11 protein-coding genes are annotated in these 14,028 nt (G+C 73.2%); 8 read left to right on the top strand and 3 right to left on the bottom strand.

The features are described 5' to 3' along the window. The first annotated feature begins 39 nt into the window (after nucleotides 1-39). From K7G60_RS08025 to K7G60_RS08000, 6 genes are all read left to right on the top strand, one after another. Complete coding sequence (locus K7G60_RS08025) at nucleotides 40-1,209, top strand: ABC transporter ATP-binding protein (protein WP_225800109.1); 1,170 nt, start codon at nucleotides 40-42, stop codon at nucleotides 1,207-1,209. Next, on the top strand, nucleotides 1,206-2,135 hold the full coding sequence (locus tag K7G60_RS08020) for an ABC transporter permease (protein WP_225800108.1): 930 nt from the start codon (nucleotides 1,206-1,208) through the stop codon (nucleotides 2,133-2,135). The genes K7G60_RS08025 and K7G60_RS08020 overlap by 4 nt, the downstream gene beginning before the upstream one ends. Further along, nucleotides 2,135-2,929 carry an ABC transporter permease gene (locus K7G60_RS08015; protein WP_225800107.1) on the top strand — a complete coding sequence of 265 codons (795 nt, stop codon included), beginning with the start codon at nucleotides 2,135-2,137 and terminating at the stop codon, nucleotides 2,927-2,929. The genes K7G60_RS08020 and K7G60_RS08015 overlap by 1 nt, the downstream gene beginning before the upstream one ends. Nucleotides 2,930-2,978: 49 nt before the next feature. Next, nucleotides 2,979-4,397: an FAD-binding oxidoreductase gene (locus K7G60_RS08010; protein WP_225800106.1), complete on the top strand. Its 1,419-nt coding sequence runs from the start codon at nucleotides 2,979-2,981 to the stop codon at nucleotides 4,395-4,397. A 113-nt stretch (nucleotides 4,398-4,510) separates the two neighbouring features. Next, nucleotides 4,511-4,984 carry a bifunctional DNA primase/polymerase gene (locus K7G60_RS08005; RefSeq protein ID WP_225800105.1) on the top strand — a complete coding sequence of 158 codons (474 nt, stop codon included), beginning with the start codon at nucleotides 4,511-4,513 and terminating at the stop codon, nucleotides 4,982-4,984. 93 nt (nucleotides 4,985-5,077) lie between these two features. After that, entirely contained in the window at nucleotides 5,078-6,883 is a 1,806-nt protein-coding gene (locus tag K7G60_RS08000) for a chitinase (RefSeq protein ID WP_225800104.1), read from the top strand. Here K7G60_RS08000 and K7G60_RS07995 read toward each other — a convergent pair. After that, the gene (locus tag K7G60_RS07995; RefSeq protein ID WP_225800103.1) at nucleotides 6,849-7,583 is read right to left on the bottom strand and encodes a phosphatase PAP2 family protein; all 735 of its coding nucleotides are present in this window, start codon (nucleotides 7,581-7,583) and stop codon (nucleotides 6,849-6,851) included. The genes K7G60_RS08000 and K7G60_RS07995 overlap by 35 nt on opposite strands. Before the next feature lie 100 nt (nucleotides 7,584-7,683). After that, complete coding sequence (gabT, locus tag K7G60_RS07990) at nucleotides 7,684-9,018, bottom strand: 4-aminobutyrate--2-oxoglutarate transaminase (RefSeq protein ID WP_225800102.1); 1,335 nt, start codon at nucleotides 9,016-9,018, stop codon at nucleotides 7,684-7,686. 279 nt (nucleotides 9,019-9,297) lie between these two features. Between gabT and K7G60_RS07985 the strand changes: the two genes are divergently transcribed. Continuing rightward, complete coding sequence (locus tag K7G60_RS07985) at nucleotides 9,298-11,886, top strand: ATP/GTP-binding protein (RefSeq protein WP_225800101.1); 2,589 nt, start codon at nucleotides 9,298-9,300, stop codon at nucleotides 11,884-11,886. Between the two features lie 167 nt (nucleotides 11,887-12,053). Continuing rightward, on the top strand, nucleotides 12,054-13,607 hold the full coding sequence (locus K7G60_RS07980) for a PucR family transcriptional regulator (protein WP_225800100.1): 1,554 nt from the start codon (nucleotides 12,054-12,056) through the stop codon (nucleotides 13,605-13,607). A 183-nt stretch (nucleotides 13,608-13,790) separates the two neighbouring features. Here the strand turns inward: K7G60_RS07980 and K7G60_RS07975 are convergent, their stop codons facing one another. After that, on the bottom strand, nucleotides 13,791-13,994 hold the full coding sequence (locus tag K7G60_RS07975; protein WP_225800099.1) for a hypothetical protein: 204 nt from the start codon (nucleotides 13,992-13,994) through the stop codon (nucleotides 13,791-13,793). Nucleotides 13,995-14,028: the final 34 nt, after the last annotated feature.

Here is a 14,028-nt window from a genome sequence, read left to right as displayed (position 1 = left end):
GGCCTCGTCCACCTCTCTCACTCCCTGGGACAGCAACCCATGACTGACAAGACTGCTCACACCGGAAAGAACACTGGCGGAGGCGACGTCCGTCTCACCGGGATCAGCAAGACGTACGGCTCGTTCACCGCCGTCCACCCGCTCGACCTGACCGTCCCGCAGGGCTCCTTCTTCGCCCTGCTCGGCGCCTCCGGCTGCGGCAAGACCACCACCCTGCGCATGATCGCCGGCCTGGAGGACCCGAGCACCGGCACCGTCTTCCTCGGCGACAAGGACGTCACCGACCTCCCGCCCTACAAGCGGCCGGTCAACACCGTCTTCCAGTCCTACGCGCTCTTCCCGCACATGGACATCTCCGAGAACATCGCCTTCGGCCTGCGCCGCCGCGGCATCAAGTCGGTGAAGAAGCAGGTCGACGACATGCTGGAGCTCGTCCAGCTCGGCGACAAGGCCCGGCACAAGCCGCACCAGCTCTCCGGCGGCCAGCAGCAGCGCGTCGCCGTGGCCCGCGCGCTCATCAACCACCCGCAGGTCCTCCTCCTCGACGAGCCGCTCGGCGCCCTCGACCTCAAGCTGCGCCGCCAGATGCAGCTGGAGCTCAAGCGGATCCAGACCGAGGTCGGCATCACCTTCGTGCACGTCACCCACGACCAGGAGGAGGCCATGACGATGGCCGACCAGGTCGCGGTGATGAACGGCGGCCGGGTCGAGCAGCTCGGCGCCCCCGCCGACCTGTACGAGAACCCGAAGACCACCTTCGTCGCCAACTTCCTCGGCACCTCGAACCTGATCGAGGCCGAGGTCGTGGAGACCGGCGCCGACGTCCTGGCCACGGCCGGCGGCAGCAAGCTGCGGGTGCCCGGCGACCGCTGTACGGACGCCGTCCGCACGGGCGGCAAGGTGCTGGTCGGCGTACGGCCCGAGAAGATCTCGCTCACGCACGCCGACGACGCGGGCTCGATCGCCGACGGCCGCAACCGGGTGACCGGCCGGATCGTCGACTCCTCCTTCATCGGCGTCTCCACCCAGTACGTGGTGAACTCGCCGGCCGGCGCGGAGCTCCAGGTCTACGAGCAGAACATCGAGCGCGACACCCGGCTCGTCCCGGGCGCGCAGGTCGTCCTGCACTGGAACCCGGCCCACACCTTCGGCCTCGACGCGGCGCAGGACATCGACGCGGGCGTGGAGACGGTGGAGGACGCCTCGTGACCGCCACCCTCGCGAAGGAGGCTCCGCAGCCGGTCGAAGAACCGGTTCTGCGCAAGCCCTCCACCCGCAAGCGGCTCGTCCCGTACTGGCTGCTGCTGCCCGGCATCATCTGGCTGCTCGTCTTCTTCGCGCTGCCGATGATCTACCAGGCCTCGACCTCGGTGCAGACCGGATCCCTGGAGAAGGGCTTCGAGGTCACCTGGCACTTCCAGACCTACTGGGACGCCTTCCGGGAGTACTGGCCGCAGTTCGTCCGCTCCCTGCTGTACGCCGGGACCGCGACCCTGCTCTGCCTGCTGCTCGGCTACCCGCTCGCGTACCTCATCGCCTTCAGGGCGGGCCGCTGGCGGAACCTGCTCCTCGTCCTCGTCATCGCGCCGTTCTTCACCAGCTTCCTCATCCGCACGCTCGCGTGGAAGACGATCCTGGCCGACGACAGCGTCGTGGTCGACGCGCTGGGCGCCCTGCACTTCCTGGACGTGACCAGCTGGCTCGGCTGGACGGAGGGCGACCGCGTCCTCGCCACCCCGATGGCGGTGGTCACCGGTCTCACGTACAACTTCCTGCCCTTCATGATCCTGCCCCTCTACACCTCCCTGGAGCGGATCGACGGCCGGCTGCACGAGGCCGCGCAGGACCTGTACGCCTCCCCGGCGACCACCTTCCGCAAGGTGACCTTCCCGCTGTCGATGCCCGGCGTCGTCTCCGGCACCCTGCTCACCTTCATCCCGGCGAGCGGCGACTACGTCAACGCCGAACTGCTCGGCTCGACCGACACCAAGATGGTCGGCAACGTCATCCAGTCGCAGTTCCTGCGGGTGCTCGACTACCCGACGGCCGCCGCGCTCTCCTTCATCCTCATGGCGATCGTGCTCGGCATGGTCACCGTGTACATCCGCCGCGCCGGAACGGAGGACCTGGTCTGATGCGCTGGTTGCGGAAGAACCTCGTCGTCATCGCGGGCCTGCTGACGCTCGCGTACATGATCCTGCCGAACCTCGTCGTGATGGCGTTCTCCTTCAACAGGCCGAGGGGACGCTTCAACTACTCCTGGCAGGAGTTCTCGCTCGACGCCTGGAAGGACCCCTGCGGCGTCGCCGACATGTGCGAGTCGCTCTCGCTCTCGCTCCAGCTCGCCGCCTGGGCGACGGTCGGCGCGGTCGTCCTCGGCACGATGATCGCCTTCGCGCTGGTCCGCTACCGCTTCCGGGCGCGCGGCGCGATCAACTCGCTGATCTTCCTGCCGATGGCGATGCCCGAGGTCGTCATGGCCGCCTCCCTGCTCACCCTCTTCCTCAACATGGGGATCGAGCTGGGCTTCTGGACGGTCCTGATCGCCCACATCATGTTCTGTCTGTCGTTCGTCGTGACGGCGGTCAAGGCCCGGGTCATGTCCATGGACCCGCGCCTGGAGGAGGCCGCGCGCGACCTCTACGCGGGGCCGACGCAGACCTTCCTGCGGGTGACCCTGCCGATCGCCGCACCCGGCATCGCGGCCGGCGCGCTGCTCGCCTTCGCGCTCTCGTTCGACGACTTCATCATCACCAACTTCAACGCGGGCTCCACCGTCACCTTCCCCATGTTCGTCTGGGGCTCGGCGCAGCGCGGAACCCCCGTTCAGATCAACGTCATCGGCACCGCGATGTTCGTCCTCGCGGTACTGATGGTCGCGGCCGGGCAGATCATCACGAACCGGCGCAAGAAAACAGCAACAGCCTGAGCAACGGCCCGAGCGAAGGCCGTCTCGGGCACCGAAGGAGTTGGAAACCATGGCCCCAGTCGCCATGCGTCTCGCTGCACAATCTCTCTCCGACGCCCAGCCCGTCCCCTTCTGGCTGGAAGACCCCGGCAAGCCCGGAGCCCTGCCCGCCCTCACCGGCACCGAGAAGTGCGATCTCCTCGTGGTCGGCGGCGGATACAGCGGACTGTGGACCGCGCTCCTCGCCAAGGAGCGCGACCCCTCCCGGGATGTCGTACTGATCGAAGGCCGCGAGGTGGGCTGGGCCGCCTCGGGCCGCAACGGAGGCTTCTGCGCGGCCTCCCTCACCCACGGCTTCGGCAACGGGCTCGCCCGCTGGCCGGGCGAGCTGCCGAAGCTGGAGCGGATGGGCGAGCGGAACCTCGACGCCATCGAGGAGACCGTCGCCCGCCACGGGATCGACTGCGAGTTCGAGCGCACCGGCGAGATCGACGTCGCCACCGAGCCGTACCAGCTGGAGGAACTCCACGAGTGGTACGAGGAGGCCGACCGGCTCGGCCTCGCCGGGGGCCTGGAGTTCCTGGACCGGGACGCCGTACGGGCCGAGGTCGACTCGCCGACCTTCCTCGGCGGCCTGTGGGACAAGCGCGGCGTCGCCATGCTCCACCCCGCCAAGCTGGCCTGGGGCCTGAAGCGGGCCTGCCTCGACCTGGGCGTCCGCATCTACGAGAACACCCCCGGCCTGCAACTGGTCCCGGTGGGCGCCGGCATGGGCGTCCGCACCCCGTACGGCAGGGTGGTCGCCCGCCGGGTCGCGCTCGGCACCAACGTCTTCCCCTCGCTGGTCCGGCGCGTGCGGGCGTACACCGTCCCGGTCTACGACTACGCCCTGATGACCGAGCCGCTCAGCCCCGAGCAGCTCGCCTCGGTCGGCTGGAAGAACCGGCAGGGGCTCGGCGACTCCGCGAACCAGTTCCACTACTTCCGGATCACCGCCGACCACCGCATCCTGTGGGGCGGCTACGACGCGGTCTACCCGTACGGCGGCAAGGTCAGCGCCGAGATGGACCACCGCCCGGAGACGTACCTCAAGCTCGCCGAGCACTTCTTCCGCTGCTTCCCGCAGCTGGAGGGGCTCCGCTTCAGCCACGCCTGGGGCGGCGCGATCGACACCTGCTCGCGCTTCTCCGCCTTCTTCGGCACGGCGCACCAGGGGAAGGTGGCGTACGCGGCCGGGTTCACCGGCCTCGGCGTCGGCGCCACCCGCTTCGGCGGGGACGTGATGCTCGACCTGCTCGCGGGGGAGCGCACCGAACGCACCGACCTGGAGATGGTCCGCTCCAAGCCGCTGCCGTTCCCGCCCGAGCCGGTCGCCTGGGCCGGCATCGGCATCACCAAGTGGTCGCTCGCCCGCGCCGACGAGAACGGCGGGCGGCGCAACCTGTGGCTGAAGGCCATGGACCGCCTCGGCCTCGGCTTCGACAGCTGAGGCGGGATGTGACGCAGGTCACTTCCGGCTCGTAGGCGAAGCCGCGTAAGAGAAGCCCCCGTACCCGCTCTCTCCGTGTGGACACCGTGTCCACACGGAAGGAGATCGTCGCGATGACTGGTACGGGGGCTTCTGGCGCCAAGGCCGCGGTGGAGTGGCTGGCCTCGGTCGCACCGGATCCCGACGCCTGCCGCTGGGAGTGGGAACGCAACCCCCACGGGGTCGCGCTGCTGCCCGCCGGCAGGCGCTGGGACGTGCTGATCCTGCCGGGAGGGCTCGGCCACCCCACCCTCGACGTGCTGACCCGGCTCGTGGACCGGCCGGGCCCGGTCCTGGCCGACTTCGGCGAGGCCCGGACGGGCTTCTTCGTCCCCCCGGGAACCGCCGCCCGCTGGCTGGGCACCGGCGTGCGCGGCGCGGGTGCCGGCACCTGGATCGTCGTCCCGTACCCGGGGCGGGTCGCGGGGCGGGTGCGCTGGCTGGTGGCGCCGGACGGCCTGGGCACCCTCACCGACGCCTCCCTCCTGGAGCTGGCGATGCACGAGGCGGCGGGCCGGCTGGCCAGGGGGGAGGCGGGATCCGACTAGGGCCTCCGGCTGTCCAGAGGTCTTGACCACTCGATTGGTCTGGACCATGCTGTGGCGCGCTCCACCTCGATTCCCCCACATCCGGAGGCAGTTGTGGACCGCACCAGACCCCTCGCCCTGCTCCTCGCGGGCTCCCTCGCCGCCGGCGGGCTCCTCGCACTCACCCCCGCGGCCCGGGCCGCCGACACCGAACTCGCCCGCAACGGCGGCTTCGAGGCGGGCCTCGACGGCTGGACCTGCACGGCGGGCAGCGGCGCCGTCGTCCCGTCACCCGTGCACGGCGGGACGAAGGCGCTCCAGGCCACCCCGGCCGGCAGCGACAACGCCAAGTGCTCCCAGACCGTCGCCGTGAAGCCCAACTCCACCTACACGCTCAGTGGTTGGGTGCGCGGCAGCTACGTCTACCTCGGGGCCTCCGGCACCGGCACCACCGACGTCTCCACCTGGACCCAGTCCGCCCCCGACTGGCAGAGACTCACCACCTCGTTCACCACGGGAGCCTCGACCACCTCGGTCACGATCCACACCCACGGCTGGTACGGCACCGGCGCCTACACCGCCGACGACCTGTCCCTGCTCGGCCCCGGCGGCGACCCCGTCCAGATCCCGGCCGCCCCCACCGGCCTCACCGCCGGCGCCCCCACCTCCACCTCCGTGACCCTCACCTGGCCCGCGGTCCCCAGCGCCACCTCGTACCGGCTCTACCGGGGCGGCGCCCTCCTCGCGACCGTCACCGGCACCTCGTACACCGCCACCGGCCTCGCCCCCGACACCCCCTACACCTTCCAGGTCAGCGCCGCCAACGGCGCGGGCGAGTCCGCCAGATCGGCCTCCGTGACCGTCACCACGGCCTCCGGCGGCGGAGGCGGCACCGGCGGCGGACTGCCCCCGCACGCCCTCGTCGGCTACCTCCACGCGAGCTTCGCCAACGGCTCCGGCTACACCCGCATGGCCGACGTCCCCGACTCCTGGGACGTCATCGACCTCGCCTTCGGCGAACCGACCTCGGTGACCTCCGGCGACATCCGCTTCAGCCTCTGCCCGGCGACGGAATGCCCGGGCGTGGAGTCTCCGGCGGAGTTCAAGGCGGCGATCAAGGCCAAACAGGCCGCCGGCAAGAAGGTCCTCATCTCCATCGGCGGCCAGAACGGCCAGGTGCAGCTCGCCACCACCGCGGCCCGCGACACCTTCGTCTCCTCCGTCTCGAAGATCATCGACGAGTACGGCCTCGACGGCCTCGACATCGACTTCGAGGGCCACTCGCTCTCGCTCCAGGCCGGCGACACCGACTTCCGGAACCCGACCAGCCCCGTCATCGTCCACCTGATCCAGGCGGTGAAGACCCTCAAGGCCAAGTACGGCGCCGGCTTCGTCCTCACCATGGCCCCGGAGACCTTCTTCGTCCAGCTCGGACACCAGTACTACGGCTCCGGCCCCTGGGGCGGCCAGGACCCGCGCGCCGGCGCCTACTTGCCGGTCATCCACGCCCTGCGCGACGACCTCACCCTGCTCCACGTCCAGGACTACAACTCGGGCCCCGTCATGGGCCTCGACGGCCAGTACCACTCGATGGGCGGCGCCGACTTCCACATCGCCATGACCGACATGCTGCTCACCGGCTTCCCCGTCGCCGGCAACGCCGACCGCTTCTTCCCGCCGCTGCGCCCCGAGCAGGTCGCCATCGGCCTCCCCGCCTCCACCCAGGCGGGCAACGGCCACACCGCCCCGGCCGAGGTGAACAAGGCCCTGGACTGCCTCACGAAGAAGACGAACTGCGGCACCTACCCGACCCACGGCACCTGGCCGACCCTGCGCGGCCTGATGACCTGGTCGATCAACTGGGACCGGTACGGCCAGTGGGCGTTCAGCCGGAACTTCGACGCGTACGGCTGGAACTGACGCCCAGTACGAGCAACGAGAGACAGAGACTGGCGAACACGTCCAGCGGCCAGTGGAAGCCCCGCAGGACCAGCCCGGCCCCCGTCACCGCCGTCAGCACGGCGGCGACGGGGAGCAGCCGGTTCGACACGAGGAAGGCCGCGCCGAAGTAGGCGACCGCCGCGGTGGCCGTGTGGCCCGAGGGGTAGTAGCCCTGGGCCCAGGGCTCCAGCGGCCCGGGACGCGCGGTCCACTCCTTCAGCGGAATCACCAGGAGGGGCACGGCGGCCATGGCGAGCCCCGCGTACAGGGCGGCGGCGCGGCGGCCCCGCCACACCGCGTACGCCACGGCGCAGGCCAGGACGGGCAGGGCGACCGTCATGTTGCCGAGGTCGGAGGCGAGTTCGCTCAGGGGCCGGGGGACCGTGTCCACCAGGGACCGGGACGCCCGCTCGTCGAGCCTGGCCAAGGGGCCGTGGACGAGCACCTGCCAGGTCACGACGGCGAGGGCGACGAGCGCCGAGAAGAGAGCCGGCCGCCCTGGAACAGGGGGGGTGGTTCCAGGGCGGCCGAGGGGATCGGGCTGCCGCGCGCCCCGGGGGGTGTGGGGCGGGCGGCCATCCGATCGGTGAGGAGTCCCGGTGCACGAGGCGCCGGCGGTGTGCTCGAAGGCACGGTGCGGGCGGGGCTGGGGAGGCTCCGCCCGGGGTGTTTCTCTCATCTGCGGAAACCGTACGTCACGCGACGGGGGGCCGACAGCGGGAAACGCGTCCCGCCATCGGCCCCCCACAGAGTCTTCACACCGTGTGCCGGATCGGTCCTCAGAGGGTCGCGAGCGCGGCCTCGATGACGTCCAGGCCCTCGTTGAGGAGGTCCTCGCCGATGACCAGCGGCGGCAGGAAGCGCAGCACGTTGCCGTAGGTGCCACAGGTCAGGACGAGCACGCCCTCGTTGTGGCAGTACTTGGCGAGCGCGGCGGCGGCCTCGGCGTGCGGCTCCTTCGTCGCCGGGTCCTTCACCAGCTCGATGGCGATCATGGCGCCGCGGCCGCGGATGTCGCCGATGACCGGGAACTTCTCCTGCATGGCGGTGAGGCGGGTCTTCATGACCTCCTCGATGCGCTTGGCCTTGCCGTTGAGGTCGAGCTCCTTCATCGTCTCGATGGCGCCGAGCGCACCGGCGCAGGCCACCGGGTTGCCGCCGTAGGTGCCGCCCAGACCGCCGCCGTGGACGGAGTCCATGATCTCGGCGCGGCCGGTGACGGCGGCGAGCGGCAGACCGCCCGCGATGCCCTTGGCGGTGGTGATGAGGTCCGGGACGATGCCCTCGTCCTCGCAGGCGAACCACTGGCCGGTGCGGCAGAAGCCGGCCTGGATCTCGTCCGCGACGAAGACGATGCCGTTGTCGTTGGCGAACTTCACGATCGCCGGCAGGAAGCCCTTGGCCGGCTCGATGAAGCCGCCCTCGCCGAGGACCGGCTCGATGACGATCGCGGCGACGTTCTCGGGGCCGATCTGCTTGGTGATGTTGTCGATCGCCTGGGCGGCGGCCTCGGGGCCGCAGTTCTCGGCACCCGTGGGCCAGCGGTAGCCGTAGGCGACCGGCACGCGGTAGACCTCGGGCGCGAACGGGCCGAAGCCCTGCTTGTACGGCATGTTCTTCGCCGTCATGCCCATGGTGAGGTTGGTGCGGCCGTGGTAGCCGTGGTCGAAGACGACGACGGCCTGGCGCTTGGTGTAAGAGCGGGCGATCTTCACCGCGTTCTCGACGGCCTCGGCGCCCGAGTTGAACAGCGCGGACTTCTTGGCGTGGTCGCCCGGGGTCAGCTCGGCCAGCGCCTCGCAGACCTCCACGTAACCCTCGTACGGCGTCACCATGAAACAGGTGTGGGTGAAGTCCTGGAGCTGCGCGGAGGCGCGGCGCACGACGGCCTCGGCGGAGGCGCCGACCGAGGTCACGGCGATGCCGGAACCGAAGTCGATCAGACGGTTGCCGTCGACGTCCTCGATGATGCCGCCGCCGGCCCGCTTGGTGAAGACGGGCAGCGTCGAGCCGACGCCACCGGCGACCGTGCCGAGACGGCGGGCCTGAAGCTCCTGCGACTTCGGACCGGGAATGGCGGTGACGACGCGCCGCTCCTGCGGGACAGCGTTCATGCGGGGCTCCTGGGGGTGGTTCTGGACGCACTTGCGGGTTTCCTCCGCAGGCTAGGCGCGGGGGAGGGGGAGAGGCATGCGCCGATCGGGAGTGGTGACGGGTGTGTCGTTGTCCGGGATGGACATGACGGCTCCGGTTCGGCGGCGCGGGCACGACCCGGACGCGTCGGGGCGCTCCTCGGCCGTACGGGTGGTCGAATCCCCTCCCGGGGGCTCCTGGCCCACTAGATTGACGGTGGCACAGAGGCGGCGACCTGGCTGGTCAGGGGGCAGGGGTTCATGGAGACCGACGGCACGTACGAGTCACGCGACACCAAGGGGGGCGCGGTCCCGCACCCGGCGGGGCCGCCGACCGAGGGCCGGGGCGCCGCGACCGACGGCCGGGGCGCTCGCCCCGGGGCCCCCGCGCCCGTACCGGTTCCTCCGCACGCGCCGGCTCCGCCGTACACGCCGGTTCCGCCGCACGCGCCGCCGCGGCCGACGGTGGCTCCGGGGGCGTTGGCGTCCGGGGCGGCCGGCGCCGGAGGGGCTGCGTTCGGGAGTCCCGGCGCCTCGGGGACCGCTCCTGGGACCCCGGCCGCCCCCGGCGGCGCCCCCGCCCCGCCCGTCGTCGCCTGGCTGGACGCCCCGCGGCCCGAGGCCGCGCCCGGTGTCTGGCGGTTCCGGCACGTGCCCCCGCCGCCGCCCCGGGAAGCACGGAAGCTCGCGCCCGTCACGGTGGCCGGGCTGCTGATCCCGCTCGTCGTGGGGCTGCTGCTCTGGTCCGCCTGGCGGCGCGGGGCCGTCCCCTACGAGTGGATCCCGCTCGCCACCTTCACCCCCGCCGACTGGTGGTACGCCGGGGGCACCTCGCCCCGCGACTGGCACGGCGCCGAGGCCCACGTGGTCTACGACGGGGTCTTCTTCGCCCTCCTGCTCTACACGATGGCGCGCCTCGGAGCCTGGGCCGAACTCGCCCGTCACCTCCTCGCCGACCGCCGCCCGCCCGCGCGCGCCGCGCTCACCGCCGGCGCCGCGCTGATCGCCCTGACGTTCGTCTGGCCGGAGGCCTTCCCCGGCGTCGGCTGGGACCCGCTGCCGGTCGTCGCACCCCTGCTCTCCCTCGTGGTGCTCGTCGGCGGCGGGTACGACGTCCTCGCCTCGCCCGCCCTCGTCTACACCCTGTACGCCCTGATCACGGCCGCCGTGCTCTGGCCCTTCGCCCGCCTCGGCGACTGGCCCGGCCTGGTCCGCGGACGGCTCAGGGCCCGCGCCGCCGCCACGGAGGGCGGCACCCCGTCCCCCGACCCGGCGGCGCCCGTCCCCCTCTCGCAGTGGCCCGAACTGCGGGCCGCCGGGGAGCGGCAGGCGGCGGACCTGCTCACCGCCGAGCTGTTCGCCGGCCGCATGAACGACGTGGACTGCGCCCGGGCCCTCCGGAGCCTGGAGCGGGGAAGGACGCACGCGGGCGGCCTCGCCTCCTTCGTCGACACCGTGCTCCGGCAGGGCGCGGCGGCCGGGGCGCACCCCTCCGGCGACCGCGACCTGCCGAGCCGCGCCGCCACCCACGACCTCCTCGTCGGACAGGTCCGCATCGGCCGCTGCGTGGCCGAGGAGCGGAACCCGGCCGCCTACCGGGGCGTGGGCCTCGCCCTCGAACCGGCCGCGCTCGCCACCTCCCTGCTGGTCGTGGGCCCCTCCGGCGCCGGGAAGACCACGCGCCTGACCGGTCCGGTCGTCGAATCGCTCACCCTGCAGGCCCTCACCGGCTCCTGCGCGGTCGTCGCCGTGGGGACGGCGGACGCGCCGCTCGGCCCGGACGCCTCCTACGACGTCGTGGTCCGCCCGGGCGACCCGGCCTCGCCGTACGACCTCGACCTCTACGCCGGCCTCTCCGACCCCGACGAGGCGGCGGCGCTGCTCGCGGAGGGCCTGGTGGGCGACGTCGAGAACCTCGACGCCCGGCGGGCCGCCACCGTCCTCGCCCAGCTCATCGGCCCCTACCGGGCGGCGCACGGCCGCTTCCCGTCCGTGCCGGTGCTCCGCGAACTGCTCGAAGCCGGCCCGGAGACGCTGACGGCGCTCCTCGACCGGCTCCCCGCCGACGCGGCGGCCATGCGCCGCGAGCTGGAGGCCCGCATCCGGCAGGCCGGCACCGCCGCCGACGCCGGCCCGCTCCTCGCGGACCGCCTGTCGCTGCTCGACCGGCCGGCCTTCGCCGAGTTCTTCGGCGCCGAGGGGAGCGAGGTGCGGCCCTTCTCGCTGAAGTCCGTCGTCCACCACCCGCTGCGGGTCCGGATCAAGCTGCCCGAGCGCGGCCACGAGGAGGCCTCCCGGCTCCTCGCCCGGCTGGTCCTCGCCCAGTTCCTGGCGGCGGCCCGGACCGGCACCAAGCGCCCGCACTTCGTCTCCCTCGTCCTCGACGACGCCACCGGGGCGCTCACCACGGGCACCGTCCGCTCCCTCCAGCGGCTGCGCCCGCACCACGCCGGCGTCGTCCTCGGGCTCCGCACCCTCGGCGAGGTGCCCGCGGCGCTGCACGGCCCGCTGCTCGGCGCCGTCGGGTGCCGGGTGGCGCTCTCCGGCATCACCACCTGGGACGGCCGGGGCTTCGCCGAGACCTGGGGCAAGGAGTGGGTGGAGACCACCGAGGTGGCGCACCACACGGTCTTCGCCGACCAGCCGATGACCCGGTTCATCCACGCCCTGCGCAAGAAGGTCACCGGCAAGGCCGTCACCACCGACGCCGTCACGACCCGGAAGGTCGAGCGCGAGCGCTGGTCGGCCTCCGAGCTCGCGCACTCCGTGCCGCCCGGCCACGCCGTCGTGTCCCTCACCACGGCCCAGGGCGCGCACACCCCGCCGGTCCTGGTCGACCTGCGGGCCTGACGACCACCCCGCGCCCGCGCCCGTTCCGTCTCACCCCTCGCGCGCCCGAGCGGGCTCCCGGCGGCCCTGGCACAATCGGGGGCGCCGCTCAGCTGAGCGGCGCCTCCCCGCTTCCGTGCACGGCTCCCCCCGCGCGCGGTCCTCGCTCAAAGGTCCGACGGTCCCCAATGCCGCCCACCCTCGCCTCGCTCGTGCAGCACTCCTCCCTCAAGCTCATCGTCCGCGCGGGTGAGGACCGCCTCGACACCCCCGTCCGCTGGGCCCACGTCAGCGAGCTCGCCGACCCCGTCCCGTACATGGAGGGCGGTGAGCTCCTCCTCACGACCGCCCTGACGCTCGACGCGGAGGACCTGGGGGCGATGCGCCGCTATGTGCGGCGGCTGCTCGGCGCCGGGGTGGTCGGGCTCGGCTTCGCCGTGGGCGTGAACTACGAGGAGATTCCGCCGGCCCTGCTCGACGCGGCGCGCGAGGAGCACCTGCCGCTGCTCGAAGTGCCGCGCCGGACGCCGTTCCTGGCCATCAGCAAGGCCGTGTCGGCGGCCATCTCCGCCGACCAGTACCGGGCCGTCACGGCCGGCTTCGAGGCCCAGCGCGAGCTGACCCGCGCCGCGCTCGCCGAGGGCCCGGAGGCCGTCGTCGCCCGGCTCGCCGCGCACGTCGACGGCTGGGCCGCGCTGTACGACGCCTCCGGCACCGTCGTCTCCGTCTCGCCCGACTGGGCGGCGCGCCGGGCCGCCCGCCTCACCCCGGACGTGGAGCGGCTGCGCGAGCGGCCCGCGCCCGCCAGCGCGGTCGTCGGCGGTACGGACGACCGCGTCGAGCTCCAGTCGCTGGGCACCGGGCGCCGGGTGCGCGGTGCCCTCGCCGTCGGCACGGGCGCGCCCCTGGGCACGGCCGAGCGGTACGCGGTGCACTCGGCGATCGCCCTGCTCACCCTCACGACGGAACGTTCCCGCTCGCTCCAGGCGGCGGAGCAGCGGCTCGGCGCCGCGGTGCTGCGCCTGATGCTCGCGGGCCAGCCGGAGCCCGCCCGGGCGGTGGCCGGGGACCTGTACGGAGGGCTGCTCGACACCCCCTACCGGCTGCTCGTCGCCGAGCCCGCCGGGGGAGAGGCGGCCGGGGAGCCGCCGCTGCCGGTGCTCGCCGAGACCCTGGAGGCCGCCGCCGCCCGCGCGGGCGAGGCGGTGCTGACCGTCGCCGAGAGCGGGCAGCGGCTCGTCGTCCTCGCCGGGGAGGGCGGTGCGGTCGTCGCCGCCTGCGAGGGGTACGCGGAGCGGGAGGCGGAGGAGGCGGGCGTCGTCGTCGGCCTGTCGGCCCCGGCGGGTCCGAGCGCCGCGGCGGCCGCGTACAAGCAGGCCGAGCAGGCCCTCTCGGTCGCCCGGCGGAGGGGGAGGGCGCTCGTCGAGCACGAGGACCTGGCGGCGGGCTCGGTGCTTCCGCTCCTCGCCGACGACGCCGTCCGCGCCTTCGCCGACGGGATGCTGCGCGCGCTGCGGGAGCACGACGCGACCGGCCGCGGCGACCTGGTGGCCTCGCTGCGCGCCTGGCTCTCCCGGCACGGCCAGTGGGACGCGGCGGCGGCGGACCTGGGCGTCCACCGGCACACACTGCGCTACCGGATGCGCCGGGTGGAGGAGATCCTCGGCCGCTCGCTGGACGACCCGGACGTCCGGATGGAGCTGTGGCTGGCCCTGAAGGCGACGGGCGAGGACGAGCGGTAGCGCGGACGCCCGGGGCGTGTCCGGAAAGCCCCGCCCGGTCCGCGACGCCGTGCCCGCGCCCCCGCCGCACCGGGCGCGAGCCCGGGTGCGTCCCGTACGAGGGCCGCTCCCGGAACGCCGGGAGCGGGCGCCTGACGCCGCGGGACCGCCCTCCGGGCGACGGCGGGAGTCCGACGGCAGGCCCTAGTCCGAGCCGAGGCTGCTCCCGTCGTCGCCCCCGCCGCGCTTCGCGCCCCGGCGCCGCCCGGCGCGGACCGCCTCGCCGCCCAGCAGGGTCACGGTGGCGACCGCGCGGACCCAGCGGGGGCCGCCGCGCGCCGCCCAGACCACGGAGGCGCAGCCCGCGACGGCGAGCACCAGGACGCCGATCAGTACGTAAAGGATCATGCCTACCCCCTGAGGTCGTGCGGTCCCGGACATC

The sequence above is a fragment of the Streptomyces sp. NK15101 genome (genome assembly GCF_020400725.1).
Taxonomy (GTDB): Bacteria; Actinomycetota; Actinomycetes; order Streptomycetales; family Streptomycetaceae; genus Streptomyces.
Note: the sequence above shows the minus strand (reverse complement) of the source record. Positions and strands in the feature narration are given on the sequence as shown.

Excerpts from the sequence above, each read along its gene's own strand:
- K7G60_RS08025 (WP_225800109.1), top strand. The coding sequence starts at position 40 with ATGACTGACAAGACTGCTCACACCGGAAAGAACACTGGCGGAGGCGAC.
- K7G60_RS08015 (WP_225800107.1), top strand. The coding sequence starts at position 2,135 with ATGCGCTGGTTGCGGAAGAACCTCGTCGTCATCGCGGGCCTGCTGACG.
- K7G60_RS08010 (WP_225800106.1), top strand. The coding sequence starts at position 2,979 with ATGGCCCCAGTCGCCATGCGTCTCGCTGCACAATCTCTCTCCGACGCC.
- K7G60_RS08005 (WP_225800105.1), top strand. The coding sequence starts at position 4,511 with ATGACTGGTACGGGGGCTTCTGGCGCCAAGGCCGCGGTGGAGTGGCTG.
- K7G60_RS07995 (WP_225800103.1), bottom strand. The coding sequence starts at position 7,583 with ATGAGAGAAACACCCCGGGCGGAGCCTCCCCAGCCCCGCCCGCACCGT.
- gabT (WP_225800102.1), bottom strand. The coding sequence starts at position 9,018 with ATGAACGCTGTCCCGCAGGAGCGGCGCGTCGTCACCGCCATTCCCGGT.
- K7G60_RS07985 (WP_225800101.1), top strand. The coding sequence starts at position 9,298 with ATGGAGACCGACGGCACGTACGAGTCACGCGACACCAAGGGGGGCGCG.
- K7G60_RS07980 (WP_225800100.1), top strand. The coding sequence starts at position 12,054 with ATGCCGCCCACCCTCGCCTCGCTCGTGCAGCACTCCTCCCTCAAGCTC.
- K7G60_RS07975 (WP_225800099.1), bottom strand. The coding sequence starts at position 13,994 with ATGATCCTTTACGTACTGATCGGCGTCCTGGTGCTCGCCGTCGCGGGC.